Annotated in this window: 22 protein-coding genes and 1 pseudogene; 12 read left to right on the plus strand and 11 right to left on the minus strand. The window is 59.8% G+C overall.

Translation table 11 applies throughout. The features are described 5' to 3' along the window. The first annotated feature begins 29 nt into the window (after positions 1-29). On the plus strand, positions 30-860 hold the full coding sequence (locus ACA046_RS15730; RefSeq protein WP_076013590.1) for an undecaprenyl-diphosphate phosphatase: 831 nt from the start codon (positions 30-32) through the stop codon (positions 858-860). Further along, entirely contained in the window at positions 857-1240 is a 384-nt protein-coding gene (locus ACA046_RS15735; protein WP_497676984.1) for a DUF1294 domain-containing protein, read from the plus strand. Before ACA046_RS15730 ends, ACA046_RS15735 begins: the two co-directional genes overlap by 4 nt. Here the strand turns inward: ACA046_RS15735 and ACA046_RS15740 are convergent. Both ACA046_RS15740 and ACA046_RS15745 read right to left on the minus strand, forming a co-directional pair. Further along, the gene (locus tag ACA046_RS15740; RefSeq protein ID WP_177068075.1) at positions 1223-1585 is read right to left on the minus strand and encodes an MmcQ/YjbR family DNA-binding protein; all 363 of its coding nucleotides are present in this window, start codon (positions 1583-1585) and stop codon (positions 1223-1225) included. The genes ACA046_RS15735 and ACA046_RS15740 overlap by 18 nt on opposite strands. Further along, positions 1582-2490, minus strand: coding sequence for a LysR substrate-binding domain-containing protein (locus ACA046_RS15745; RefSeq protein WP_258345522.1), 909 nt, complete (start codon positions 2488-2490; stop codon positions 1582-1584). Before ACA046_RS15745 ends, ACA046_RS15740 begins: the two co-directional genes overlap by 4 nt. A 262-nt stretch (positions 2491-2752) precedes the next feature. On the opposite strand from ACA046_RS15745, the gene ACA046_RS15750 reads away from it, so the two are divergent. The 3 genes from ACA046_RS15750 (at position 2753) to ACA046_RS15760 (ending at position 5688) form a co-directional block, all read left to right on the plus strand. Then, positions 2753-3691 (plus strand): AraC family transcriptional regulator, encoded by a 939-nt coding sequence (locus tag ACA046_RS15750; RefSeq protein ID WP_497676985.1) that lies wholly within the window; start codon positions 2753-2755, stop codon positions 3689-3691. Positions 3692-3811: 120 nt separating this feature from the next. Then, positions 3812-4423, plus strand: a complete 612-nt coding sequence (locus ACA046_RS15755) for an FMN-dependent NADH-azoreductase (RefSeq protein ID WP_322145379.1) — start codon at positions 3812-3814, stop codon at positions 4421-4423. Positions 4424-4650: 227 nt separating this feature from the next. Then, on the plus strand, positions 4651-5688 hold the full coding sequence (locus ACA046_RS15760) for an alpha/beta hydrolase family protein (RefSeq protein ID WP_076013584.1): 1038 nt from the start codon (positions 4651-4653) through the stop codon (positions 5686-5688). On the opposite strand, the gene ACA046_RS15765 is transcribed toward ACA046_RS15760, so the two are convergent. Beyond that, positions 5682-6866 carry an MFS transporter gene (locus tag ACA046_RS15765; RefSeq protein WP_497676986.1) on the minus strand — a complete coding sequence of 395 codons (1185 nt, stop codon included), beginning with the start codon at positions 6864-6866 and terminating at the stop codon, positions 5682-5684. The two genes, ACA046_RS15760 and ACA046_RS15765, sit on opposite strands and share 7 nt — an antisense overlap. A 682-nt stretch (positions 6867-7548) precedes the next feature. Here ACA046_RS15765 and ACA046_RS15770 point away from each other — a divergent pair. Further along, positions 7549-8699, plus strand: a protein-coding gene (locus tag ACA046_RS15770) for an IS3 family transposase (protein ID WP_497675450.1) whose coding sequence is annotated in 2 segments (ribosomal slippage) — positions 7549-7783 and positions 7783-8699 — 1152 coding nt in all. Because the reading frame shifts where the segments join, the coding sequence is not laid out codon by codon here. Positions 8700-9520: 821 nt separating this feature from the next. Here the strand turns inward: ACA046_RS15770 and ACA046_RS15775 are convergent. Then, the gene (locus tag ACA046_RS15775) at positions 9521-11110 is read right to left on the minus strand and encodes an ABC-F family ATPase (protein ID WP_076013582.1); all 1590 of its coding nucleotides are present in this window, start codon (positions 11108-11110) and stop codon (positions 9521-9523) included. A gap of 161 nt (positions 11111-11271) precedes the next feature. Then, positions 11272-12510 (minus strand): MFS transporter, encoded by a 1239-nt coding sequence (locus ACA046_RS15780; RefSeq protein WP_459021106.1) that lies wholly within the window; start codon positions 12508-12510, stop codon positions 11272-11274. A gap of 302 nt (positions 12511-12812) precedes the next feature. On the opposite strand from ACA046_RS15780, the gene ACA046_RS15785 reads away from it, so the two are divergent. Beyond that, positions 12813-13625, plus strand: a complete 813-nt coding sequence (locus tag ACA046_RS15785; RefSeq protein ID WP_459021104.1) for a class I SAM-dependent methyltransferase — start codon at positions 12813-12815, stop codon at positions 13623-13625. A 138-nt stretch (positions 13626-13763) separates the two neighbouring features. Here ACA046_RS15785 and ACA046_RS15790 read toward each other — a convergent pair whose 3' ends face one another. Continuing rightward, positions 13764-14150: a TIGR03067 domain-containing protein gene (locus tag ACA046_RS15790; RefSeq protein ID WP_459021102.1), complete on the minus strand. Its 387-nt coding sequence runs from the start codon at positions 14148-14150 to the stop codon at positions 13764-13766. A 392-nt stretch (positions 14151-14542) separates the two neighbouring features. On the opposite strand from ACA046_RS15790, the gene ACA046_RS15795 reads away from it, so the two are divergent. Continuing rightward, positions 14543-15886 (plus strand): Wzz/FepE/Etk N-terminal domain-containing protein, encoded by a 1344-nt coding sequence (locus ACA046_RS15795; RefSeq protein ID WP_497676987.1) that lies wholly within the window; start codon positions 14543-14545, stop codon positions 15884-15886. Between the two features lie 263 nt (positions 15887-16149). Next, complete coding sequence (gene lpxO / locus ACA046_RS15800; RefSeq protein WP_076013577.1) at positions 16150-17049, plus strand: lipid A hydroxylase LpxO; 900 nt, start codon at positions 16150-16152, stop codon at positions 17047-17049. Positions 17050-17067: 18 nt separating this feature from the next. On the opposite strand, the gene ligD is transcribed toward lpxO, so the two are convergent. Together ligD and ku are read right to left on the minus strand one after the other, a co-directional pair. After that, positions 17068-19581 carry a DNA ligase D gene (gene ligD, locus ACA046_RS15805; RefSeq protein ID WP_497676988.1) on the minus strand — a complete coding sequence of 838 codons (2514 nt, stop codon included), beginning with the start codon at positions 19579-19581 and terminating at the stop codon, positions 17068-17070. An 11-nt stretch (positions 19582-19592) separates the two neighbouring features. After that, positions 19593-20430 (minus strand): annotated as a pseudogene (gene ku / locus ACA046_RS15810) (non-homologous end joining protein Ku). Positions 20431-20628: 198 nt separating this feature from the next. Between ku and ACA046_RS15815 the strand changes: the two are divergent. Continuing rightward, on the plus strand, positions 20629-20949 hold the full coding sequence (locus tag ACA046_RS15815; protein ID WP_076013574.1) for a hypothetical protein: 321 nt from the start codon (positions 20629-20631) through the stop codon (positions 20947-20949). Between the two features lie 30 nt (positions 20950-20979). Further along, positions 20980-22140 (plus strand): PQQ-dependent sugar dehydrogenase, encoded by a 1161-nt coding sequence (locus ACA046_RS15820; RefSeq protein WP_076013573.1) that lies wholly within the window; start codon positions 20980-20982, stop codon positions 22138-22140. 121 nt (positions 22141-22261) lie between these two features. Here the strand turns inward: ACA046_RS15820 and ACA046_RS15825 are convergent, their stop codons facing one another. Continuing rightward, complete coding sequence (locus ACA046_RS15825) at positions 22262-22741, minus strand: nuclear transport factor 2 family protein (protein WP_497676989.1); 480 nt, start codon at positions 22739-22741, stop codon at positions 22262-22264. Positions 22742-22773: 32 nt separating this feature from the next. After that, positions 22774-23325, minus strand: a complete 552-nt coding sequence (locus ACA046_RS15830) for a TetR/AcrR family transcriptional regulator (RefSeq protein ID WP_497676990.1) — start codon at positions 23323-23325, stop codon at positions 22774-22776. 125 nt (positions 23326-23450) lie between these two features. On the opposite strand from ACA046_RS15830, the gene pssA reads away from it, so the two are divergent. Beyond that, complete coding sequence (gene pssA / locus ACA046_RS15835; protein WP_459021088.1) at positions 23451-24794, plus strand: CDP-diacylglycerol--serine O-phosphatidyltransferase; 1344 nt, start codon at positions 23451-23453, stop codon at positions 24792-24794. A gap of 3 nt (positions 24795-24797) precedes the next feature. Here pssA and ACA046_RS15840 read toward each other — a convergent pair whose 3' ends face one another. After that, a complete protein-coding gene (locus ACA046_RS15840) occupies positions 24798-26006 on the minus strand; it encodes an MFS transporter (protein ID WP_459021086.1) in 1209 nt (402 codons plus the stop codon).

The following is a 26006-nucleotide window of genomic DNA, read 5'->3' on the forward strand; positions in this document are numbered from 1 at the left end:
TGCCGTGGGCATGACCTTTGGGGGAATCGATGGATCTTTGGACCGCCGTACAGGCACTGATACTCGGCGTTGTAGAAGGGTTGACGGAGTTTTTGCCGATCTCCAGTACCGGGCACCAGATTATCGTCGCCGACCTGATCAACTTCGGTGGCGAGCGCTTTGAAGCGTTCAACATCATCATCCAGCTCGGCGCGATCCTGGCGGTGGTGTGGGAGTTTCGACGCAAGATCCTGGATGTGGTGATCGGCTTGCCGACCCAGCGCAATGCCCAGCGTTTTACCATCAACCTGATCATCGCCGTATTGCCGGCGGTGGTGTTGGGGGTGATTTTCGCCGACCTGATCAAGCACTACCTGTTCAACCCGATCACCGTTGCGGCGGCATTGGTAGTGGGCGGCATCATCATGTTGTGGGCCGAGCGTCGCCAACATGAAGTGCACGCCGAAACCGTCGACGACATCACCTGGAAGGACGCCATCAAAGTCGGCTTCGCCCAGTGCCTGGCGATGATCCCGGGTACCTCGCGCTCCGGTGCCACCATCATTGGCGGCCTGTTGTTCGGCCTGTCACGCAAGACCGCCACCGAGTTCTCGTTCTTCCTGGCGATGCCGACCATGGTCGGCGCGGCGGTGTATTCGGGCTACAAGTACCGTCACCTGTTCCAGCCGGATGACCTGCCGGTGTTTGCCATCGGGTTCGTCACCTCGTTCATCTTTGCGATGATCGCGGTCAAGGCGCTGCTCAAGTTCATCGCCAGCCACAGCTACGCGGCGTTTGCCTGGTACCGGATCGCCTTCGGCCTGGTGATCCTGGCCACTTGGCAGTTCGGCTGGATCGACTGGTCAGCCGTCAAGCCATGAACATCCAGCATCCGCGCTTGAAGGCGCTGGTGTTTGTACTGTTGTGCGCCGCGCCGCTGTTTGGTTCGGCGTTGCTGGGGTTCCGCGGGGTTTCGCTGATCCCGCTGGTGGCCTATGGCGGGGTCAGTGTGGTGGCGTTCTTGTTGTACTGGAGCGACAAGCACAAGGCCCGTGAAAACAGTTGGCGCACCCCGGAAAATGTCCTGCACGCGCTGGAGCTGGCAGGTGGTTGGCCGGGGGCGTTGATTGCCCAGCAGGTGTTCCGCCACAAGACGCGCAAGGTGTCTTATCAGGTGGGCTTCTGGTTGATCGTGTTGCTGCACCAGGTGTTCTGGATTGACCAGTTGTTCCTCGGCGGCACGCTACTCTCGATTTTCTAGCAACAAGCCGACCTGCGTGCGCTTGGGCAGCTTGCTCACCACCAATTGGTGGGAACGCTGCAACAGGCCACGCAGTTCTTCAGCGCCCAGCGGGTAGGGCGTTTCCATGATGATCCACTGCGCCCGTGCCAGGTACGGCGCCGGATGGATGCCCGGGCGGTCCACATGCCCGAGGAACAACTCCTTGTCGACCTTGAACGCCAGCGAGTCACCCCGCAGATTCTGCAGGGCAAACATCTTGTTGCCGGCAATCGAAAACACCCGCACGCCGCCCCATTTGTAGTCTTCCCGCGCACCGGGCAGGCCCAGGCAAAACGTGGCGACTTGTTCTTCGGTCATTCTCATAGCAAACGGTCTCCACACCCTTTGAAGGCGTTATCCAGGTGGTCGATCCAGGCGCGCACGGCCGGTAATACGCCGCGCCGATGTGGGTAAACCGCCTGCAACCAGCCGCCGGGCAATGACCATTCGGGCAGCAGTTGCACCAACTGGCCGCTGGCCAATTCCTCCTCGCAATACATCATCGGCAGCACTGTGAACCCCAGGCCGGCGAGGGCGCAGGCCTTGCGTACCAGGAAATCGTCGATGCCCAAACGGGCTTCCATGACCAGGTCGTGGCTGTTGCCTTCCGGGCTCAGCATGCGGAAGTGCACCATGCGGTCTGCTTCCAAGGCGCCCAGCACCGGCAATTGTTTGAGGTCTTCCAAGCTGTTGATCTGCCGCTCACGCACAAAGCCGGGGCTGGCGACAATCGCCGTCTGGGCCTGGCGCAGGCGTTTGGTCACCAGCAACGGGTCTTCATCCCCCAGTTCCCGCACGCGCAAGGCCACATCAATGCCTTCGGCCACCAGGTCGACGCGGCGGTTGACCAGGGTCATGTCCAACTGCACCAGCGGGTTGGCGGTGAGAAACTCCGCCACCACGGTCTGCAGGAATTGGTGAGCCAGGCCCACCGGGCTGCTGACCCGCAGCCGGCCACGGGGCTCGCTGGACATGCTGGCCACCGCCTCGTCGGCCATTTCTGCTTCCAGCAGCATCGCCTGGCAGTGGCGCAGGTAGCGTTCACCCACGGCAGTCAGGGTCAGTTGGCGGGTGGTGCGTTGCAGCAAACGGGCGCCGAGGCGTTCTTCCAGTTCGGCAATGCGCCGCGACAGCCGCGACTTGGGGATTCCCAGCAGCCGGCCGGCGGCGGCGAAACCGCCGGCTTCCACTACTTTGGCGAAATAGTAGAGGTCATTCAGATCTTGCATGGTGGGCCTATTGTCCTGTGTATGGGACGAACTATCCGCGTCCCGCGCAGGCAAATCCACCCTAAAATGTAGGAGCGAGCTTGCTCGCAAAAAAAACCGGTACGGCGCGTGCATTCAGGATGCCCGCGTTATCGTTGACGTTTTTCGCGAGCAAGCTCGCTCCTACAGGGGGGAAGCAGGGCTTCTCGATGAGCGGGTAGTGTTGGCTGGCCAGTGAGGTGCCGGCGGGTTACCTTTTGGTTTTTCCGGCCAGTGCATTCCAATGAGCCTTGAGCATCCGCGTACCCGCCGAATCATCGAGCTGATGGGACAGTTGGCGCCCGTTGAGGGCTACAACCTGACGCCCCTGGATGACGTGCGTTTCCTGCGTTCCAACCGGCCGCTGACGCGAATTCCGGTGCTTTACGACCCGGGTATTGTGATCGTGTGCCAGGGCCGCAAGCGCGGTTACCTGGGTGAAGACATTTATGTCTACGACGCCCAGCACTACCTGGTGGTGTCGGTGCCGGTGCCGTTCACCATGGAAACCGAGGCCAGTGAAGCAGAGCCGATGCTCGCGGTGTATTTGCGCCTGGATTTCAACCTGGCCGCCGAACTGATGCTGGAACTCGATGCGTTGGCTCCGCAGCCCGAAGCGAGGCCCAAGGGCATGTACTCCTCGCCAATGGACGACAAGCTCAGTGAGTCGTTGCTGCGATTTCTGGAAGTGATGAGCGTGCCGGTGGAGGCGCAGGTGCTTGGGCCGACCCTTATGCGGGAAATCTACTACCGCATCATCACCGGGGAGCAGGGCGGTTCGATGCGCGCGGCGCTGAATCGCCAGGGCCAGTTTGGCAAGGTGGCCCGGGCGATTCGCAAGATTCACGCTTGTTATGCTCAACGCCTGGACGTGGAGGAGCTGGCCAAGGAGGCGATGATGAGTGTGCCGAGTTTTCACGCGCACTTTCGTACGGTGACTGACACTTCGCCCATGCAATACCTGAAGTCGACGCGCCTGCACCAGGCGCGATTGCTGATGCTCAGGAGCGACATCACTGCCGCCACAGCCTGCGCCAAGGTCGGGTACGAGAGCGCCTCGCAGTTCAGTCGTGAGTTCAAGCGGTTTTTTGGTCGTACGCCCCATGAAGAAATTGACTGGATGAAGCGCACCTACGCGCTGCCGGCGCCGACCACTGCGTCCATCTATGTGTCATCCCACTAAAAGCACTGTCCTGTAAGTGGGACGAACAATCGCATTTTGCCCGACTAATCGCCGATTGGTTTCATCTGTAGGCTTATTTCCATTCAGTCGCCCTTGGCGATACTTACTTGGAGATGAACCATGAAACTATTGCATATCGATTCCAGCATCCTCGGCGACAACTCGGTTTCCCGTCAGTTGAGCGCAGGTGTAGTCAAAGCCTGGCAGGCAGCAGAGCCGGGTGTCGAAGTGGTTTATCGTGACTTGGCCGCTGACGCCATCAGTCACTTCTCCGGTGTCACCCTGGGCGCCCTGGGCACCGCCGCCGAATTGCGCGATGCCGTGCAAAAGCACGAAGCTGACCTGAGCGCTTCCACCCTGGCCGAATTCCTGGCCGCAGACGCCGTAGTGCTGGCTGCGCCAATGTACAACTTCACCATCCCGACCCAACTGAAAGCCTGGATCGACCGCATTGCCGTCGCCGGCCAGACGTTCCGTTACACCGAAGCCGGCCCGGAAGGCCTGTGTGGCGGCAAGAAAGTCATCATTGTCTCCACGTCCGGCGGCTTGCATGTGGGCCAGCCGACTGGCGCAGCCCACGAAGACTATCTGAGCGTGTTGTTGGGTTTCCTCGGGATCACCGACATCGAGTTCGTCCGTGCCCACGGCCTGGCTTACGGTGACGAGGCCCGCACCAAGGCACTCAGCGACGCCCATGTATTGATCAGCGACCAGTTGTTCGCCGCAGCGTAAGACTTGTGTAAATTTTGCTGTTCCTCGATATCAATCTGATTCGAGGCGCCTAAACTCTGTATTCTGCTCGCCTGAAAAGCGATCAGAGTACGGAGTTTTTTCGTTTACCCGCTGTCACTACTTTGGCCCAGGTTATGCACGCATGGGTAAACCCTGCCCGTCCGAGCGCCTGAACCATGGATATTTCAACAGCTACGCGGGCTTACGCAGCAAAGGTGGACATCCCCATGATGCGTCTTTGTGCAATCCTGGTTCTTTCTCTGCTCGGCGGCCTGATTTCAGTGCAAGCCGCGCCCGCACCGCACCCTCATTGGAGTGTGGGCTTCCATCGCATGACTTTTCTTGATCCGCTGGATTTGCAGCCGATGAAGGCCGTTGCGTTCTATCCGTCCACCGACCAGGAACACGTTACCCAGGTGGGCACTTATCACATCGCTGCCACTGAAGACTCGAAAATCGCCATCGGCCGCTTTCCGATGTTGATGCTGTCCCATGGCAATACCGGCACACCCCTGGCCCTGCACGACCTCGCCACCTCCCTGGCACGCAAGGGGTTTGTCGTGGTGGCGGTGCTGCACCCCGGCGACAACTACAAGGATCACAGCCGCCTGGGCACCTTGAGCAACCTGTATGGGCGCCCGATCCAGATATCTGAAGCCATCACCGCCACCCTCGGCGACCCGATGCTGTCGCCGTTCGTCAACGTCGATCAGGTGGGTGTCATCGGGTATTCGGCCGGCGGCGAAACCGCGTTGATCCTCGCCGGCGCCAAGCCGGACCTGGACCGCCTGCGCCGCTACTGCCAACAACGCCCTGAAGATCGCGACGCCTGCACCACCAAGGGCGAACTGATCGTCGACCGTGACGATTTGCAGCCCCAGGCCGACCCGCGCATCCACGCGTTGATGTTGATGGCGCCGTTGAGCCTGATGTTTGGCCGTCACACCCTGGCCGACGTGCATGTGCCGGTGCTGCTCTACAGCGGCGATGGCGACAAGCTGGTGGCCGTGGACAAGAACGCCGAGGCCCTGGCGCGCAAACTGCCGGAGCCGCCGAACTTCAAACTGTTGGCCGGGGCGGGGCACTTTGTGTTCATGGCGCCCTGCGATGAGAGCCAGTTGGCCGCGATGCCCGCCATGTGCACCGATGCCGACGGGGTTGACCGTGAGAGCATTCACCGCGACCTGATTTCCGAGGCCGGGCGGTTTTTCAACCACACCCTCGGGCAATCCACCCGGGCGGGTTTGCAGACGGCTGATCAGTAAGCGCGGCGCTTGAGCATCAACGTCAGGCCCAGGCCGGTGACCGAGAGCAGGGCGGCGCAAAAGAAGATCCACGAATAGCCCAGGTTCAACGCCACGGCGCCCATCACCGGGCCGGCAATCGCCAGCGCCAGGTCAAAAAACACCGCATACGCACTCAACCCGGCGCCCCGGCTGCTGTTGGGCACCTGCTTGATTGCCTCCACGCCCAGCGCCGGGTAGACCAGCGACAAACCAAAGCCGGTCAGCCCGGCGCCGATCAAGGCCACACCGGGGGACGGTGCCAGCCACAGCAGCGTGAGCCCGAGGGTTTCGATGGTCATGCAGGCAATCGCCGCCGTGAAGCCGCCGAAGCGGTTGATGGCGGAGATGAACACCAGGCGTGACAGTATAAAACACACGCCAAATACCGTCAGGCACCAGGCGGCGCCGGTCCAGCCAAGGCTCAGGTAGTAGAGGGTGACGAAGGTGGTGAGGGTGCCGTAGCCAATCGATGCGAGACACAGGCTGGTGCCAAACGGCGCGATACGTCCGAACACCGCCCAAAAAGGCAGCCGCTCGCCGCGCACCACGGGCACTGAAGGCTTGTTGCGGATCAGCAACAGGCCCAGGGCGGAAAGCACCGTGAGGGCGATGCCGAGGCTGGTATAGCCGTAGTCGGCAACCATCACCACGCCCAGCGGTGCACCGATTGCAATTGCGCCGTAGGAGGCGATGCCGTTCCACGAGATCGAGCGTGCTGTGTGTTCGGCGCCGACTGCGCCCATGCACCAACTGATGGTGCCGACGCCGATCAGGCCCTGAGCCACCCCCAGCAACAGGCGGCTGACAATCAATATGCCGAGGCTCAGCAGGGGAAGGCTTTGTACCAGCGTGGCGATAAATGTCAGCACGCCGCTCAGCAGGATTCCGCTCAAACCCAGCACGATGGCGCGTTTGGTGCCTACGTTGTCAGACATGCGTCCGGCCATCGGGCGGCTGAGCAGCGTGGCCAGGTATTGCGAGCCGATGGTTATTCCGGCGATTATTGCGCTGAAGCCCAGTTCGCCGTGGACGTAGCCGGGGATCACCGCAATCGGCAGGCCGATGCAGATAAACGCGATAAAGGTGTAGAAGACGATGGAGACGATCTGCAGGGTGATCGACAAGGAGCTGGGGGCGGCGGGCTGTGTGGCAGGCATGGGAACTCGTTCGCGGGCGGGCGGTGAGCGCATCATGGCAAGGGCTTGGGGTAAAAGGAAGCAGGCTAACTATATTTGGTGTGTTTGAGGTGGGGGTGTATATCCGTTGTTTTTGTGATGGCTGATAGGGGTTCCGCTCTTACAGCGGGTCACTTTTGGAAAAGAGCCCCAAAAGTAACCAAAAGGGCTCTTGCCCCACCACTCGGCACCTCGCCTAGGCTCGGTGTGCCCTCACTCCGGCTTTGGAGCGTGGGCCGCCGCGATGGGCCATCCTTGGCCCAGCGCGGCTAACCCGGCGTCCTGCCGGGTTACCCACGCTCCAAAGCCTGCGTTCGGCCAGCGTGGTTTAACGGGGCGCCTAAGATCAAGATCAAAAGCGAGAGCACAGCGGCCTACAGGCCGGCTTGAGTGTGGTGAAGCAACAGCAACAGCAACAGCAAAATCAGAAGGGGGCACGGTCAAATGTGGGAGCTGTCGAGCTTTAGCGAGGCTGCGAAGGCGGCACAGTCGATAAAGAGGTTGCCTGACACACCGCTATCGCGGTCTCGCTGGGGCTCGACGGCTCCCACAGGGGGCGGGGGAAGTTTGGTGGTTGTGTGTTCAGTCGCAAGCACTCGGGTTGAATCGCCCCGGGTTTCGTAGACACCTCCATGCCTTAAACTGAGGCCAATCAGGAGGTGCCATGAGCAACCCACGTTATCCCGAAGAATTCAAAATCCAAGCGGTCAATCAAGTGACCGAAAAGAAGCTGCCTGTCGCTGATGTGGCGGCGCGTCTTGGCGTGTCGACGCATAGCCTCTATGCCTGGATAAAGCGCTACAGCAAACCTCAGGCAGAACGGCAGCAAGACGACGATCAGCACGCTGAACTGCGTCGTCTGCGAGCGGAACTCAAGCGGGTCACTGAAGAGCGAGACATCTTAAAAAAGGCCGCCGCGTACTTTGCCAAGGAGTGCGGCTGAAGTACGCCTTTATCAAGCAGCGCGCGGGCGACTATTCCATTCGACGGCTTTGCCTGACGCTGAAAGTCCATCCCAGTGGTTATTACGCTTGGTTGTCTGAGCCGCAATCTGCACGCGCTAAAGACGACCAGCGATTGCTGGGTTTGATCAAGCACTCGTGGCTGGAGAGCGGCGGAGTTTATGGCTATCGCAAAATCCATGACGACCTGCGCGAGGTCGGTGAAGCTTGTGGTCGGCATCGTGTGGCGAGGCTGATGCGTCTTGAAGGTCTGCGCTCTCAGACAGGGTATCGACGCCGTCCTGGCAAATACGGCGGTAAGCCAGCGGTCGCCTCACCCAATTTACTGGAGCGCCAGTTCGATGTCGTAGAACCTAACAAAATTTGGGTCACCGACATCACCTACATTCGTACGTATGAAGGTTGGTTGTATTTGGCGGTGGTGCTGGATCTGTTTTCTCGTCAGGTCATTGGCTGGTCAATGAAGGCGCAGATGACCAGTGATTTGGCCATTGATGCGTTATTGATGGCGGTTTGGAGGCGAAAACCGAAACAAGAGGTGATGGTTCATTCCGACCAGGGCAGCCAGTACAGCAGCTCCGATTGGCGCAGTTTTTTGAAGGCAAACAATTTGGTTGCCAGCATGAGCCGCCGAGGCAATTGTCATGACAACGCCGTGGCCGAGAGCTTTTTCCAGCTTCTGAAACGGGAACGGATCAAGCGAAAAATCTACACCACGCGGGAAGATGCTCGCAGTGATGTGTTTGATTACATCGAAATGTTCTACAACGCAAAACGCCGCCATGGTTTCAACAATCAGCTGTCACCGGTAGAGTTTGAAAAACGTTACGCAATGAGCTTGCAAGGTGTCTAGAGAATCCGGGGCGATTCATTGTGTGTTCGGTCGCAAGTGCTCGGGTTGCGCAAATCAAATGTAAGAGCTGTCGAGCCTTAGCGAGGCTGCGAAGGCGGCGGCATGGTCGATGAAGAGGTTGCCTGACACACCGCCATCGCGGCCTCGCTGGGGCTCGACGGCTCCCACAGGGTTTGGGGGAAGTCTGGGGGTTGTGTGTTCGGTCGCAAGCACTCGGGTTGCGCAAATCGAATGTGGGAGCTGTCGAGTCCTAACGAGGCTGCGAAGGCGGCGGCACAGTTGATAAAGAGGTTGCCTGACACCGCCATCGCGGCCTCGCTGGGGCTCGACGGCTCCCACAGGGGTTCGGGGGAAGTCTGGGAGTTGTGTGTGTGATCGCAGCGCAAATCGACTGTTTGTGGCCCTTGCTCTTGCTTCTACCACTCAGGTCGGCTCTCAGGCCGCCGTGCTGTTGACCTGGCTTTTGATTTTGATCTTAGGCGCCCCGTTAAACCACGATGGCCGCAAGTAGGCACGGTGGAGCGGGTAAACCGGCAGGACGCCGGTTTAGCCGCGACGGGCCAGGGACGGGCCGTCGCGGCGGCCCGCGGAGCCGAGCCGGAGTGCGGGCATGCCGAGCCTGGGCGAGGCACCGAGTGGTGGGGCAAGAGCATTTTGCTTACTTTTGCGCTGTTCAAAAGTGAGCCGCTGTAAGAGCGGAACCCTAAGCAGCCGTTACCGAAGCAACGGATATGTCCCCAACCGCAACCCCAACCCCAACCGCAAAAAAAAGCCCCATCACATTGGACGGGGCTTTTTGCATTTCAAACAACTAGCAGTGCTTAGAAAACCACACCCTGACTGCGCAGGTAATCATCATAAGTACCGCTGAAGTCGATCACACCACTCGGGCTCAGCTCGATAATGCGAGTGGCCAGGGACGACACAAACTCACGGTCATGGCTGACGAAAATCAGCGTGCCCGGATAGTTCTCCAGCGCCAGGTTCAACGCCTCGATGGACTCCATGTCCAAGTGGTTGGTCGGTTCGTCCATGATCAGCACGTTCGGCTTTTGCAGGATCAGCTTGCCGAACAACATACGGCCTTGCTCACCACCGGAAATCACCTTCACCGACTTCAGGATCTCATCGTTGGAGAACAGCATGCGGCCCAGGGTGCCACGAACCACTTGTTCGCCTTCCTTGGTCCAGCGGCCCATCCAGTCGAACAGGTTGGACTCGTCTTCGAAGTCCGAAGCGTGGTCCTGGGCGTAGTAGCCCAGTTCGGCGGCTTCGGTCCATTTGACGGTACCGGCGTCCGGGGACAGTTCGTTGACCAGGGTGCGCAGCAGGGTGGTCTTGCCGATACCGTTCGGGCCGATGATCGCCACGCGCTCGCCGGCTTCAACCTGGAAGCTGAAGTCCTTGAACAGCGTCTTGCCGTCAAAGCCTTTGGCCATGCGATCAACGATGACCGCCTGGCGGTGCAGCTTCTTGGTCTGGTCAAAGCGGATGAACGGGCTGACGCGGCTCGATGGCTTGACTTCGGCCAGTTGGATCTTGTCGATCGCCTTGGCGCGGGAAGTGGCCTGCTTGGCTTTCGAGGCGTTGGCCGAGAAGCGGCTGACGAAGGATTGCAGCTCGGAGATCTGGGCCTTCTTCTTGGCGTTGTCCGACAGCAACTGCTCGCGGGACTGGGTCGCCACGGTCATGTATTCGTCGTAGTTGCCCGGGAACAGGCGCAGCTCGCCGTAGTCCAGGTCGGCCATGTGGGTGCAGACGCTGTTCAGGAAGTGACGGTCGTGAGAGATGATGATCATCAGGCTCGAACGTTGGGTCAGGATGTTTTCCAGCCAGCGAATGGTGTTGATGTCCAGGTGGTTGGTCGGCTCGTCGAGCAGCAACACTTCCGGATCGGAAAACAGCGCCTGGGCCAGCAATACGCGCAGTTTCCAGCCTGGCGACACTTCGCTCATCGGGCCATTGTGCTGCTCGATGCCGATACCCAGGCCCAGCAGCAATTCACCGGCGCGGGATTCGGCGGTGTAGCCGTCCATTTCGGCGAAGTCGGTTTCCAGCTCGGCCACGGCCATGCCGTCGTCTTCGGTCATTTCCGGCAGCGAGTAGATGCGGTCGCGCTCGGCCTTGACCTTCCACAGCTCTTCGTGACCCATGATCACGGTGTCGAGTACGGTGAATTCTTCGTAGGCGAACTGGTCCTGGCGCAGTTTACCCAGGCGCACGTTCGGCTCCAGCATGACCTGGCCGCCGGACGGGTCGAGGTCACCACCGAGGATTTTCATGAAGGTCGACTTGCCGCAACCGTTGGCACCGATCAGGCCATAACGGTTGCCTGCGCCGAACTTGACCGAAACGTTCTCAAATAGCGGCTTGGCGCCGAACTGCATGGTGATGTTAGCTGTGGAGATCAATTACTTTACCTATCAATAGCTTGGAGTGCGCTAATTTGAGCCGGGCCCATTTTGTGGCCCGGGCCAACGGGCATACGTCGGCAGCGACATCAAGGCTTGAGCCCAGTCGCTGAGCAGAAAAATGGGTGCATGTTGGAATTTGGCGCGCATTGTCGCATATGTCAGGCGGGAGTTGTATGGCGCTGCACGGATGGATTCGCCCGAGTCTCGGGCATCGCCACCCACACCAGCCCCAACGCGACGGCAGCCACACCCGCGAGGGTCAAGAACGCGGCGTTGTAACCTGCCCACTGCACGACAAAACCCGCCAGGCTGCTGCTCAGTGCCGCGCCCAGTCCGAATACCGTGGACAGCGCGCCCAGGCTGACGTTGAAGCGCCCGGTGCCTTGGGTGAGGTCTTTGACAATCACCGGAAACAGCGCGCCGAACACCCCGGCCCCGACGCCGTCGAGCATCTGTACCGCCACCAGCCAATAAGGATCACTGGACAGCGTATACAGCACGCCCCGCAGCGGCAGGATCATGAACCCCGCGAGCAACAGCGGTTTGCGCCCCCACACGTCGGCTTTTACGCCCACCAGCCAGGCCACCGGCACCATCACCAACTGAGCCGCGACGATGCAGGCCGAGGTCAGTGGCGTGGCCATTTGCAGGTTGATCTGCGACAGCTTCTGGCTGACCAGCGGCAACATGGCTGCATTGGCCAAGTGAAACAGTGCGCAGCAGATCGCGAACAGCATTAATGGCTTGTTCGCCAGAAGCACGGTCATCCCCGACGGCTGTTCGTGTTCGGCACCGTGGGCAGGGTCGAAACCCCGCGCGACTTCGTGATCGATTGCTTCGGCTGACACGCAACTGACCGCAATCACGCTGGCCACCGCCATGACCGCCATCAGGTAAAACACCGCCACGGGGCCAAACAGATAGGCGAATCCACCGGCGAGCAGGGCTGCCACCGCGTTACCGGCGTGGTTGAAGGTTTCGTTGCGGCCGGTGCGGCGGGTGAAGGCGCGCGGGCCGGTGATGCCTAGGGAAATCGCCGAGATGGCCGGCGCGAACACCGAGGCCGCTGCTGCACTGGCCGCTTGGGTCAGCGCCACCAGGCTGAAGGAACTGACGAAGGGCAAGAGCAGGCAACTGGCGGTCACCAACAGGGCGGCGACCGCGATCACGGCCCGCTTGCTGCGGGTGCGGTCAATCAGCGCTCCGGCGGGCGTCTGAGTGAGCAGTGCCGCGATGCCGGCGATGGTCATAACCACGCCAATACTGGCGGGGTCCCAGTGGTGCACGGCCAGCAGATAAATCGCCAGGTAGGGCCCCAGTCCGTCACGGACATCCGCCAGGAAGAAGTTCAGGCTGTCCAGGGACAGGGTGTTGCGCAGCTCAGAGCGAGTGGCCATGGCACGGTCTTCAAGCGAGAGGTCGGTAGCGATAATGACCCATGGCACGTGGTGATAGTTTCTGACGCAAGCGTCGTACAAGCACAAACATTTACAAAGTGGAGCCATGTGTATCGAAAAATAGCGCCGGAGGAGGTTTTTTCAGGGATTTTTATTGTTAACAGTTGAACATCCCATAAGCCTGGCTTATTTTCCGCACGTTCGCCCTACAGTGAAGGCTCTTTACCGGTTCAAGGATGGCGAGGCTTTTGGTGTAGGGCGGACTTCTTTTGTCGCAATGACTAGGACGTTTTGGAGACGCAATGGACATGCTGTCAGCCCAAGAGGCTATATCCAGCAACAAGGACGCTTGGAACGAATCCGCCAGGCTGCATAAAAACACCGCCAACTGGAAGGCCTTGCTTGAGGATGTCGCCAAGCCCGGCTTTTCGCGTTTGGACCCGACGTTGACCGCATTGCTGCGCAAGGTCGGTGTCGAGGGCAAGGACGTGGTGCAACTGGGCTGCAACAATGGCCGCGAAAGCCTGTCGCTGTTCGGGTTGGGCGCGCGCACGGTGGTGGGGATCGATCAGTCCGAGGCCTTTCTGCAGCAAGCCCGTGAGTTGGCCGACGCGTCCCCGTACAAGGCGGAATTCATCGAGGCCGACATTCACCATTTGCCCCGTGGATTGGCCGAACGCTTTGACCTCGCCTTGATTACCATCGGCGTGCTGAACTGGATGCCGGACATCGCGTTGTTCATGGCCCACGTCGCCAGCACCCTGAAGCCAGGCGGTAGCCTGGTGATTTACGAAACCCATCCGTTCCTGGAAGTATTCGACCCGACGGCGCCCAACCCGATGTTGCCCGTCAGCTCGTACTTTCAGCGCGAGCCTTTCGTGCAGCAGGAGGCCATCGTTTACGAGGGTGAGACTGAAGGTGTTGCGGCTGCTTCTTACTGGTTCGTGCACACCCTGGGAGAAATCGTCAGCGGGGCCATCACGGCCGGGCTGCAGATCAGCCATCTGCAGGAGTTCGCGCACTCCAATCGCGAGGAACTCTACGACCAATATGAAAACCAGCCTGCGCAATTGCCCATGTGCTACACCCTCACCGCCATCAAGCGCCCGGCCTGACTGGCTGCCGAACAGGCAAAAAAAAGCCCGCGAGGACGGCGGGCCAAGGTGTTCACTGGAGTAGGTAGCCTTCACCCTATAGGCCGATAAGTGAAGGCCATGTGAAAACCATGTCGCAAGAACGGATGTTCAGCCTCTTCAGCTTTTGCGCACAAAGGTACGCATGGTTTGCCCCGGGCCAGTACTGAAACGGGTAGGGCGGGGCATACCTTCATCTGCTGCGATAAACATGAAGTGATCACCTTCCAGCTGGTAACTCGCGAGCAACTGCTTGCCAGCATCTTCACCCATCGAATCAACCCAGGTAATGCTTTTGGGGGCCGCGCTGGCATCGAGCGTAAAGCTGCCTGCCAGTAACACCTCACCGTCGACGGTCACCACCTGGAATTGATCACCCGCGATCGTCGTAATAGCGCCGGGAGCACTGTGCTCATCGGCAGGGTTGAGCACGCCGCTGTCTTCGAGCGCCGTTTGTTCCCAGGCTCCCTGAAGCGCCTGAAAGTCGTCCTTTGAAACAGATGTCATACAAATTCCTTTTTTTGATTAAAAAATGACCAGTCAATGCAGCGGATTTCCGAGGCCTGACGGATTAACTGAATCGATTTTGTGAGAAATGTCTTGTTTCACATGACTGTGTACGAATTTTCCTAATAATGCCGGGTGTTTAGCGCTATTTTATGCGCTGTTTCAGACACGGTTCTTTACAAGTTCGTCTACGCTCAGCGCATCGGCAATGACATCCAGGTATCTGAACGGAAACAACCTCCAATTGTGTGGGACTTTTCTGGGTTCTCAGTGGTCCGATGACCATCGATAGATCGTGTGTGTCTTGTGCACAGGGCGTTGTCCCTGGTTTTCAAGTGGTTATTCATGAATATGTGCGGCCGTTGACGTCGACTTTTTAAGGTGCTCCAGTTTTGAATAAAACTCCTCGGTTCCAAGCTCATGCGGCATCGGACGAAATTGACCTGTTTGAACTGTTTAACGGTATCTGGCGGCAAAAAAAGTTGGTGTTGGGATGCACGCTTCTGGCGGGTGTCCTGGGGGTAGGCTACGCATTTCTGGCGCCACGAGAGTATCAGGTCAGCAGCGTGCTGCGTCCTGCCGCCATCAACGAACTCGATGCACTGAACCGTTCCGAAGTCTACAAGCTGCCCCCGGCCGATGCCTTGAACAAGGTGGGGGCGCAACTCGATTCCTACGAAGCTCGCCTCGGATTCTTCAAGTCCCATGAAGACCTGTTCAAGGCGTTTCAGAAATCCGGACAAAGCCTTGAACAGAGTTTTGAGGAGTTCAACCGAAACTCCATCAACCTGATCCTGCCTGACCCGAAAAAAGCCGACTCCCTAAGCAGCTATATCCGGCTCGAGTTGCAGTACCCGAAAGACATCGATGGCGTGGCCATTCTCAACGGTTTTGTGGACTACGCCATTGATATGGAACGTGCCCAGGTCGGCGCGGACCTGAAAGTAATCCTCAATAACCGCCAAAACGAACTCAAGGGCAAGATTGACGCGGCTCGCTCCAACTACGAAACCGATAAGGAATCGAAGATTGCCAAGCTGCTTGAGGCCGACAGGCTGAAGCGGGCCCAATTGGAAGACGAGTTGGGTGCCCTGCGCCTGCAAATGAAAATGGAGCGAACGGATCGGTTGGCGGAGCTGGCCGAGGCCATTTCCATCGCCAAGTCGATGGGCATCAAGACGCCGACGACGCCTTCCTCTATGGCGGATGCATCGCGCAGCGGCTCGAATCAAGTCATGCGCACCGAGGTCAATAACCAGAAAATCCCGCTGTACTTCCTTGGTACCGAAGCGCTAGAGGCAGAGCGTACGGCCTTGCAGGCGCGTACCAACGACGACTTCACCAACAGCCGCATTGCAGAGATTGGCAAAGAATTGCAGATGCTGCAGGTCAACCGTGAAGTGGAAGTGCTGAAAAAACGTGGGAATGAAGACATCTTCTTGCAGGATGTTGAACCGTTGCGAGCTGAAGTCGCGCGACTGAAGAGCCTTAACATCGACATGAGTGGCCTGAAACTGGTCACCATTGACCGCCGTGCCCAGGAGCCGCTGAGCCCGATCAAGCCTAAAAAAGGCTTGGTTATTGCGCTGAGTCTGGTTGGAGGATTGGTGTTGGGTGTGCTGATTGCGCTGGGCCGCCATTTTGTCTTGGCGCGGCGCGAGTCTGTGCCTTATTCGCAGTTGGATGAGCATCGGCTTTCCCTGCGCCCACGCAAGGATGACGAACCGCAAGTTTAACCCTGACAGCCCTCGGGCTTGCCGCCTGGCAAGCCCGCTCCCGCCCCCTCGCAGCACACTCAGTGGACACCTTTTCACAATTCTTGATTAACCTTTGGTTACAAAGTGTGGCTAAAATAGCTGCTAATGGCCATGACGGGATTGTCGCCCAGCCCGTCGTGTTGCCTATTTGTGAATTGTGATTTCAGGTGCTGCATCTTCAATCCTCGGCCGTCGTGGGCACGCAGGAGCAGCCTGTTCTCTTCTGACTTGTGACGAATACCTTGAAACTCATCATTGTTGCTCTCTACGTTGCCTCCATTGCGTACGTTCACCTGCGTGGCCGGGTGCGTCACAAGCTGGGCCGCCAGCTCAGCGATCACTCGACCTTCCTGGCTCCGGTGAACTGCTTTCTGTACCTCTTCTCTAAACTGCCCAGCCGACCGTACCTGTCCCCCAGCGACTTTCCAGACCTGAGCCCGCTTCAGGAACACTGGGAAGAAATTCGCCTGGAAGGCCAGAACCTGCTGCGCGCAGGCGAGATCAAGCGCTCTGACCAATACAACGACGTGGGCTTTAACTCGTTTTTCAAGTCGGGCTGGAAGCGTTTTTACTTGAAGTGGTACGGCGACAGCCATCCGTCCGCGATGAAGCTGTGCCCGCGAACCACTGAGCTGGTGCAAAGCATTGGCTCGATCAAGGCGGCGATGTTTGCCGAATTGCCACCGGGCTCCAAGCTGGTACGCCACCGTGACCCGTACGCCGGTTCCTACCGATACCACCTGGGGCTGGACACGCCGAACTCCCCGGGCTGCTACATCAACGTGGACGGTGAAAACTACTATTGGCGCGACGGCGAGCCGGTGATGTTTGACGAGACATTCATCCACTACGCCGAAAACACCACGGAGCAGAACCGGATCATTCTGTTCTGCGATATCGAACGCCCGATGAAGTACCGCTGGGCGGCTGCGTTCAACCGTTGGTTCAGTCGCAACGTAATGGCTGCTGCCGGATCGCCCAACGACGCCGGTGACAAGACCGGTGGCTTGAACCGTGCCTTTACCCGCCTGTACAAGATTCGCCTGCGGGGCAAAGAGTTGAAAAAGCGCAATCGCACCCGTTACTACCTGGAGAAGTGGGCGATCTTCGCCGGTTTGGCGTTGATCTTCATCCTGATCTGAACCGGGCTGGGGAGCGCATCAGCCAGGCGGATGCGCGCCCAGCTTGTCCCACATCTTCTTGCTGATCTTCTGCCGATTGGCATAGCCCGCCCACGGGTCCTTCTTCAAACCCTGCAAACGCTCGTGCAGGTTGGCGACTGTCCATTGCTGGGCACCGTGCAAACCCTTCAACTCATCACGACTCACGGGTACCGACACCGGCAGGCCAGGGCGTGCGCGCACCGAGTAGGCCGCCACTGTGCTGGCGCCACGGGCGTTACGCAGGTAATCGATAAAGATTTTGCCGATACGATTTTTCGGGCCTGAGGTCGCGGTAAAACGCTCCGGCAACTGCTGCGTCATGAACTGGGCAATCGCCTTGGCGAAGGCTTTTACCGTTTCCCAGTCGTCCCGGCGCGCCAGCGGCACCACCAAGTGCGGGCCTTTGCCACCGCTGGTCTTGACGAACGCTTCCAGCCCTAACTCTTCCAGCACCGACAGGGTCAGTTGTGCCGCTTCGAGCATGCTTTTCCATGGCAGGGCCGGGTCCGGGTCAAGGTCGAGCACAAACAGGTCCGGGGTTTCGATCTTGTCTGCGGTGGCGCCCCAAGTGTGCAACTCGACGGTGCCCATTTGCACCGCGCCGATCAGCGCGGCCGGGCTGTCGATTTCCATCAGCCGCGCATGGCCTGGATCCAGGGTCTGGTCCAGTTGCTTGATATTCGGGATCGCCAGGTGTTCGGAGTGCTTCTGGAAAAACTGTTCACCGGCAATGCCTTCCGGTGCCCTGAGCAAAGACACAGGACGGTTACTCAGGAAGGGCAGGATCCATTCGCTGATGCCCTCGTAGAACTGCGCCAGTTGTAGTTTCTGTGTAGCGCTTTGGGTGTCGATGACTCGGTCGGGATGGGTAATCTTGACCCCGACCACAGCACCGGCCTCCGTTGTTTTTTTGCGCGGTTTTTCCTTCAGCGGCTTTTTCTTCAGCGACTTGGCTGCTCGCGGCTGTTCATGAACAATCTGCTCCACCGGCTTATCGGTACGCAGCCCGACAAAGGCCGCCTGGCGCACCACGCCTTCGCGGGTCCATTCGGCGAATTGCACTTCGCCCACTAATTGAGGTTCGACCCAATGCACGCCACGTGCCTGGGCGCTGGTCAGCGGTTTGGCCAGCGGCGACGCATCGCGCTCCAAGGCTTTCAACTGCTCACTGATCTTCTTTAATGCGGCCTGATCAAAGCCGGTGCCCACGCGTCCGGCATACACCAGGCCGGTGTCATCATTGACCGCCAGCAGCAGCGCACCAAAGCCGCTGCGTGAACCTTGCGGCCGGGTGAAACCGACGATCACGAACTCCTGGCGCAGCCGGCACTTGAGCTTGATCCAGTCCGGGCTGCGCTGGGAGACGTACAGGCTGCCCGCACGTTTACCGATCACGCCCTCCAGCGCCAGGTCACAGGCGCTTTCGAAGATGTCCCGCTGGTTGGCGGCAAACGACTCGGAGAAGCGCAGCAGCTTGCTCTTGCTACGAGGCAGTACTTTCTTCAGCGCGGCGCGGCGTGCTTCAACAGCCGTTTCACGTTGGTCGCGACCATCCAGAAACGGCGCATCAAACAGGTAATAGACAATATCGAGGCTGCGGCCGATATCAAAGGCGTTCTGCAACGCCTGGAAGTCCGGCAACCCATCAGCGTTCAGGCTGACCACCTCGCCATCGAGCCAACTGTCCTTGAGTTTAAGCGCCTCCAGGGCCTTGGCCTGGCGCGGTAGCCGGTCTGTCCAGTCATGGCCATTGCGGGTGAACAGCCGCACTTCACCGTCACGAATACGCGTGAGGATGCGGTAGCCGTCGAATTTGATCTCGTACACCCAGTCGCCGTCCGGTGCACGGTCCACCAGGGTCGCCAACTGTGGCGTTAACTGATCGGGCAGGGCGGTTGAGGATTTGCGCGTGGTTTTCTTCGCAGCAGCTGGTTTTTTCGGGCGTCCCACCGTTGCATCAGTCAGCACGCTTTTCGGCTCGGCCTGGACCACGTCGTAATCAGCCAACGGGCGCGCCTGTTGATCGTTTTCCTTGATCAACAACCACTGCTCCTTGTCGCCGCTGCCCTTGAGCCGGGTACGCACCAGCGTCCAGTCGCCGGCGAGCTTTTCGCCGATCAGGGTGAATTTCAGCTTGCCGGCCGCGTAGGCTTTGCGCGGGTCGTCGTGGGGCTGCCACACGCCGCGATCCCAGACGATCACGTCACCCGCACCGTATTGGCCAGCGGGAATGCTGCCCTCGAAACTGCCGTAGCCCAATGGGTGGTCTTCCACATGCACTGCGAGGCGCTTCTGGCTCGGGTCCAGACTCGGGCCCTTGGGCACTGCCCAGCTTTTGAGCACGCCATCCAGCTCCAGGCGAAAGTCGTAATGCAGGTTGCGCGCATCGTGCTTTTGAATCACGAAGGTCAAGGCCTGGGCCCGGCTCCTGCCGCGAGGCGCACTGCCTGCAGGTTCGGCGGTTACATCGAAGTCGCGCTTGGCGTTGTATTCACTCAGGGGCTTGGCCATGGAGGTCTACCTCATGAAGCCTTGCGGGTTTTTTTCGCGGCAGGTTTCTTCGCCGGGCTCTTGCCTGCCAGGCTGCGCTTGAGCAGTTCCGTCAGGTCGATCACATCGGCTGATTTGCGCTCATCCTCACCCTCGCTGGATTCCACGTCTTCGATCTTGCCGGCCTTGGCCTTCTTCGCCACCAGCGCCATGATCTTTTCCTGGAAGCTGTCGCGATATTCTTCGGGCTTCCAGTCAGCGCTCATGTCTTCCACCAAGCGCTTGGCCATGTCGAGCTCGCCCTTGGCCAGGGTGGGTTTGGTCACGTCGCTGCCCAGTTCCAGCTCATCCAGGCCACGCACTTCTGCGGGCCAGCGCAGCATCACCAGCACCAGTGCCGACTCCAGCGGCATCAGCGCCGCCAGGTGCTGCTTGGTGTGCAGCACCACGTTGGCCAGGGCGACCTTGCGGGTTTTCTTCAGGGTTTCCCGCAGCAGCGCATAGACCTTGCCGCCGCGCTTATCGGGCGCCAGAAAGTAAGGCGTGTCGATGTTCTGCAAAGGGATCTGGTCGCTGGCCACAAACGCGATGATTTCAATGGTCTGGGTGGACTTGGGGTGGGCCGAGCGAATTTCGTCTTCGCTGAGGATCACGTAGCGACCTTTCTCATAGGCCACGCCCTTGACGATATTGTCCTTGGTGACTTCCTTGCCGGTGGTCTTGTTGATGCGCTTGTAACCCACCGGGTCCATGCTGCGCTTGTCCAGCCAGTCGAAGTCGACGCCCTGGGAGGACGTGGCCGAGACCAGCGATACAGGGATGTGTACCAAGCCAAAACTGATTGCGCCTTTTCCAGATAGCCCGTGGCATGTCGGTTTTCCTGAAGCTGTAGGGGTCTTCAGGTGACACGGCGGTTTCGACAAAAGTTTCCCTGGCCAGCCGGCTGGCACCGTGGTTTCAGACAGATCGTGTTACACCTGATGAGAAACTATTTAGTTACCAAAGCCGAACCCAAGGCGTAGCGTGTTATCGAAAGCACGTATTACTCGCGCCCAGAGAGGCTTTGTCATGAACACCCGTTTGCGTCACCTTGCTGTATTGGCGATGGGCCTGGCCTTGAGTTCGTTGGCACAGGCACAAAACCTGCCTGGCAGCAGCAACAACCCCTACAACGGCCCGATTCACCAGGCCAACCCCAACAGCATGCAGGGTACCCAGCCCAACGCGCCAGCTGCGCGGGGTACCTACATTCCACCGGCGCAGCGGCCACCGACCCTGCAAAACGGCGGCATCGGCAATAGCGTCCAGCGCCGCGACAGCCGACAGACCCCGCCGGCCATCCAGCCCAAAGCTCCCACTCGCGACGCCAATGGCAATCGCGGCGATTGAGTGTGTAAAAACGACAAGGAAACCCACCGTATGTTTCTACGCAAAACCCTCCTGGCGACCTTCTGCGCCGCTGCCCTGCTGCCCCTGACGCTGCCCGTTTCGGCGGCCGACACCCAACAGTTCCCCAGCGAGCAGGGGAGTATCACTGTCACCCCGATTGCCAAGGGCCTGGATCATCCCTGGGCCGTGGCCTTCCTGCCGGACAAAAAAGGCTTCCTGGTCACCGAGCGTCCCGGCAACCTGCGGTTTGTCAGCCCGGACGGCAAACTGTCCGCGCCCCTGACGGGCGTGCCTGAAGTGTTTGCCAAAGGGCAGGGCGGTTTGCTGGACGTGGTGTTGTCACCGGACTTCAAGGAGGACCGCCTGGTGTACTTGTCCTACGCCGAAGGCGGGGGCAAGAACGGCACTGCCGGCACCGCCGTCGGGCGCGGACGCTTGAGCGATGACCTGAGTGGCCTGCAGGACTTCAAGGTGATCCTGCGCCAGGAGCCCAAGCTGTCCACGGGCAACCACTTCGGCTCACGGCTGGTGTTTGACCGCGATGGTTACCTGTTCGTGACCCTGGGAGAAAACAACGACCGACCCACCGCCCAGGACCTCGACAAGCTGCAAGGCAAAGTCGTGCGGATCTTCCCGGATGGCCGTATACCCGAAGACAACCCCTTCGTCGGCCAGGAAGGTGTGAGGCCGGAAATCTGGTCCTACGGCCAGCGTAACCCCCAGGGCGCGGCGCTGAACCCGTGGAGCGGCACCCTCTGGGAAAACGAGCACGGCCCGCGTGGCGGGGATGAGATCAACATCATCGAGCGTGGGAAAAACTACGGCTGGCCGCTGGCGACCCACGGCATCAACTATTCCCTGACGCCGATTCCCGAGGCCAAGGGCAAGACCGCCGAAGGCACCGTTGCACCGCATCACGTATGGGAGAAATCACCAGGCGTCACCGGCATGGCGTTCTACGACGCCGACCGCTTCAAGGCTTGGCAGCACAACGTGTTTATTGGCGCACTGGTGAGCCAGGAGTTGATTCGCTTGCAATTCGACGGTGACAAGGTCATCCACGAAGAGCGGCTGCTGGGCGGTTTGAAAGCGCGGATCCGCGATGTGCGTCAGGGGCCGGATGGCTACCTGTATGTGCTGACAGATGAAGATAACGGCGTGTTGTATCGGGTAGGCCTGAACCAGGACTGACAACCGTTCAACTGTAGGAGCGAGCTTGCTCGCGAAAAACCTGAGGACGACGCGGGTTGCCAGGCTTCCCGCGTTATCGTTAACGTCCCTCGCGAGCAAGCTCGCTCCTACAGGTTGTTGTTTACAACCCCAGCTCTGACAACCCCGGGTGCTCATCCGGACGCCGTCCCAGCGGCCAGTGGAACTTGCGCTCGCTTTCCTTGATCGGCATGTCGTTGATGCAGGCGAACCGGTTCGCCATCAAGCCATTCTCATCAAACTCCCAGTTCTCGTTGCCGTAGGAGCGGAACCAGTTGCCGGAGTCGTCATGCCATTCATAGGCGTAACGCACCGCGATGCGATTGCCAGTAAACGCCCACAACTCCTTGATCAACCGATAATCCAGTTCCTTGGCCCATTTGCGGATCAGGAAACCTTTGGCTTCTTCGCGGTTATGGGCGAACTCGGCGCGGTTACGCCATTGGGTATCCAGGGTATACGCCAGGGATACCCGTTGCGGGTCGCGGGAGTTCCAGCCGTCCTCGGCCAGGCGAACTTTTTCAATGGCCGACGCACGGGTGAATGGCGGCAACGGCGGGCGTATTTCTGCGTTGGATGACATGGGACGGCTCCTTAACAGGTTTAAAAGTCAGGTCAAAGTTGCAATAAAGTTCGCGCCATGAATTGCGCGTTATCGGCAGCGGTTGAGTCGCCCATGACCAGGGCTACGGTAATGGCGCCATCAATCAGGATCAGCAGGTGCGCGGCCTGGCGTCCCGGGTCGGAGGTGCCATGTGCTTGGCAAAGTTCGAGGGCGTACTCGAACAATTTCTGTTTATGGGCCTTGGCCAGCAGGCGCACCGGGTCTTGCGAGTCGCCGGTTTCGCCGCTGGTGTTGATGAAGGCGCAGCCGCGAAAGTCATCGGAGCCAAACCAGGTCTTCAAGGCGCTGAACACGCCCAGCAGGCGCTCGCCGCTGGTGGTGTGGCGCTCAACTTCGGTACGCAGCCACTGCATCCAGCGCTCGTCGCGGCGTTGCAGGGCGGCAATGATCAGTTCGTCCTTGTTGGCAAAGTAGCGGTAGACGCTCTTTCTGGAGACACCGGCTGTTTTCACCAGAAGATCCATGCCGGTGGCAGCGATGCCATTACGGTAGATCAACTTTTCGGTAACGTCGAGGATAATGTCGCGAGTGATATCGTTCATGCGAACTACAGTAGAACGATCGTTCTCCTTGGTCAATTAATTATTTTTAACCCTGGGCGGGAAGACCTGAGCCACCCCATGGTGTAAGCTCTCGAGTCCTTCGGATTCGACCCATTGCGAGCCCTATGCCGTCGTTATTCAAACGTTCCCTGTTGCCCAAGCTGCGCGGTTTTCCCCTCACCCCCGACGCCATCGACGTGCTGTCCGGTGCGGCCGAGTACCGCCGTTGCCTGCTGGAGAAAATCTCCCAGGCCACCCAGCGTATCTACATCGTGGCGCTGTACCTGCAGCAGGATGAGGCCGGGCAAGAGATCTACGACGCGTTGCACGCTGCGAAGGCGGCACGGCCCGGGCTGGATATCGTGGTGGTGGTCGACTCGCTGCGGGCCCAGCGCGGTTTGATCGGGGCTGGCAAGCAACCGGGCAACAGCGCCTGGTACCAGGCCATGACCCAGTCCCACAGCACCGAAGTGCCGGTGTACGGCGTGCCGGTGCAAACCCGCGAACTGTTCGGCGTGCTGCACCTCAAGGGCTTCGTGATCGATGACAGCGTGCTGTACAGCGGCGCCAGCCTGAACAACGTGTACCTGCACAAGTTCGACAAATACCGTTATGACCGTTACCACCTGATCCACAACAAGGCGCTGGCCGACTCGATGCAGCACCTGGTGGAGCACGGCCTGGTGGCGTCCAAGGCCGTGCATCGGCTGGACCTGCCCAACCCGCCGACCACCCGCAGCCTGCGTAACGACATCGGCGACCTGCGCAGCCGGCTGAAGCACGCGGTGTATGACACCACGGCCGGGCAGTTGCCAAACGGCAACCTGACGGTCAGCCCGTTGCTCGGCGTGTGCAAGAACAACCCCCTGAGCCGGGTGATCTGCGAGCTGATCGCCAGTGCCCAGCACCAGCTGACTATCTGTACGCCGTACTTCAACCTGCCGCTGCCGGTGACCCGGGAAATCAACCGCGCCCTGGCGCGCGGGGTGAAGATCGACATCATCGTCGGTGACAAGACCGCCAACGACTTCTACATCCCGCCGAGCGAGCCGTTCAAGGTTATTGCCGCGCTGCCGTATCTCTACGAAATCAGCCTGCGTCGCTTCGCCAAGCGCCACCAGCGCATGATCGACAGCGGCCAGTTGAACCTGCACCTGTGGCGCGACGGCGACAACACCTACCACCTCAAGGGCATGTGGGTCGACCAGCGCTACACCTTGCTGACCGGCAACAACATCAACCCGCGAGCGTTTCGCCTCGACCTGGAAAACGCCTTGCTGATCGATGATCCGAAGGGTGAATGGGTAGGGCCTCGGCGCACCGAGCTTGCGGAGATTTTCCAGCACACCTCGCGGATTGAACGCTACCAGCAACTGGAAACCCTGGTTGAGTATCCGGCGGCCGTCGGCAAGTTTTTGCGTCGGGTCAGCCGGGTGCGGATCGAGCGCCTGCTCTACCGCATTCTGTAAACCTCAGGCCGGTTGCCTTGCCGCCGGCCAGCACGCGATCAACAGCAGCAGCGCTGCCGCCACCAGGTAGGGCAGGCGCGGCTCGATCGCGTAGATCAAGGTCCCGGCCAACGGCCCGACCACCACGCCCAGGCCTTGGGCCGCACCCACCGAACCCGCCGTGGCGCCTTGCTCCGACGCATCCACCGCATTCGCCGCCAGCGCTGCGAAGGATGGGAAGATCCAGCCCATGCCGGCCGCGGACACAAAAAAGCACAGCCACAGGATCCAGGCCGTGTCAGCGAACATGCTGCCGGCAAAGCCCAGCGCCGAGACCACTGCGCCCACACGAATCATCCGCAGCGGCGGCCATTCCAGTTTGCGCACCACCAGTTGCGAACAGATCAACGCCAGCCCGACCATGGTCAGGGCGATACCGGCGGTTTGTGCCGCATCGGCCGGGTTCATCTTCAGGCGATCCAACGCGAAAAAGCCCACGGTTATCTGCGCAATCGACACACACAGCATCGCGACAAACGCCACCACCAGCGGGCGACGCAGGCGTGGGTCCGAGAGGTTGACCGGCTTGGGCGGCTGTTTGAGGTGCAGCTCCTGGCGCGGCAATTTGGCCAGCAGCAACAAGAAGCCCAACAGCGGTAACACCGCCATCGCATAAAACGGCAGGCTCAGGCTGTGACGCGCCAACAGCGCCGCAATCGCCGGGCCCAGCACCAGGCCGCAGGCGTTGGCGGCGCCGAGGGAAGCCATGGCCTTGGCGCGGTGCTCAGGCTCGATGTTGTCGGCCACCAGCGCATAGCCGCCCACCGGTATCGCAGCGTAGAACACGCCGATCAGGCCACGCCCCAGAATCAACCCGATAAACGCCAACATGGCCGACGGCAGCAGTTGCAGGGACGCATCGATAAACACGCACAGCGCCCAGTAGGCGAGGGTGAAACCACCGGTGCCCAGCAGCAGCACACGGCGCCGGCCCAGTCGGTCACTGGCCTGGCCCCATGGACGAGCCAGAAGCATCCAGATCACCCCGGACACGGTGACCGCCGCACCTGCCTGCCAGGTGGCCAGGCCAAGCACCCGTGCGATCGGGCCAATCAGCGAGACAAACGCCATCATCGCCATGGTGCAGGCCATGTTGGCCAACAGCAGCGGCCTCAGGTTGAACGGGCGGTCAGTGTGCAAAGTCGCGAGTGCAGCGTCTTGGGAGCTGTTCAT

Source organism: Pseudomonas sp. LBUM1641 (genome assembly GCF_059716235.1).

Excerpts from the sequence above, each read along its gene's own strand:
- ACA046_RS15730 (WP_076013590.1), top strand. The coding sequence starts at position 30 with ATGGATCTTTGGACCGCCGTACAGGCACTGATACTCGGCGTTGTAGAA.
- ACA046_RS15735 (WP_497676984.1), top strand. The coding sequence starts at position 857 with ATGAACATCCAGCATCCGCGCTTGAAGGCGCTGGTGTTTGTACTGTTG.
- ACA046_RS15740 (WP_177068075.1), bottom strand. The coding sequence starts at position 1,585 with ATGAGAATGACCGAAGAACAAGTCGCCACGTTTTGCCTGGGCCTGCCC.
- ACA046_RS15745 (WP_258345522.1), bottom strand. The coding sequence starts at position 2,490 with ATGCAAGATCTGAATGACCTCTACTATTTCGCCAAAGTAGTGGAAGCC.
- ACA046_RS15750 (WP_497676985.1), top strand. The coding sequence starts at position 2,753 with ATGAGCCTTGAGCATCCGCGTACCCGCCGAATCATCGAGCTGATGGGA.
- ACA046_RS15755 (WP_322145379.1), top strand. The coding sequence starts at position 3,812 with ATGAAACTATTGCATATCGATTCCAGCATCCTCGGCGACAACTCGGTT.
- ACA046_RS15760 (WP_076013584.1), top strand. The coding sequence starts at position 4,651 with ATGATGCGTCTTTGTGCAATCCTGGTTCTTTCTCTGCTCGGCGGCCTG.
- ACA046_RS15765 (WP_497676986.1), bottom strand. The coding sequence starts at position 6,866 with ATGCCTGCCACACAGCCCGCCGCCCCCAGCTCCTTGTCGATCACCCTG.
- ACA046_RS15780 (WP_459021106.1), bottom strand. The coding sequence starts at position 12,510 with ATGGCCACTCGCTCTGAGCTGCGCAACACCCTGTCCCTGGACAGCCTG.
- ACA046_RS15785 (WP_459021104.1), top strand. The coding sequence starts at position 12,813 with ATGGACATGCTGTCAGCCCAAGAGGCTATATCCAGCAACAAGGACGCT.
- ACA046_RS15790 (WP_459021102.1), bottom strand. The coding sequence starts at position 14,150 with ATGACATCTGTTTCAAAGGACGACTTTCAGGCGCTTCAGGGAGCCTGG.
- ligD (WP_497676988.1), bottom strand. The coding sequence starts at position 19,581 with ATGGCCAAGCCCCTGAGTGAATACAACGCCAAGCGCGACTTCGATGTA.
- ACA046_RS15815 (WP_076013574.1), top strand. The coding sequence starts at position 20,629 with ATGAACACCCGTTTGCGTCACCTTGCTGTATTGGCGATGGGCCTGGCC.
- ACA046_RS15820 (WP_076013573.1), top strand. The coding sequence starts at position 20,980 with ATGTTTCTACGCAAAACCCTCCTGGCGACCTTCTGCGCCGCTGCCCTG.
- ACA046_RS15825 (WP_497676989.1), bottom strand. The coding sequence starts at position 22,741 with ATGTCATCCAACGCAGAAATACGCCCGCCGTTGCCGCCATTCACCCGT.
- ACA046_RS15830 (WP_497676990.1), bottom strand. The coding sequence starts at position 23,325 with ATGAACGATATCACTCGCGACATTATCCTCGACGTTACCGAAAAGTTG.
- pssA (WP_459021088.1), top strand. The coding sequence starts at position 23,451 with ATGCCGTCGTTATTCAAACGTTCCCTGTTGCCCAAGCTGCGCGGTTTT.
- ACA046_RS15840 (WP_459021086.1), bottom strand. The coding sequence starts at position 26,006 with ATGAACAGCTCCCAAGACGCTGCACTCGCGACTTTGCACACTGACCGC.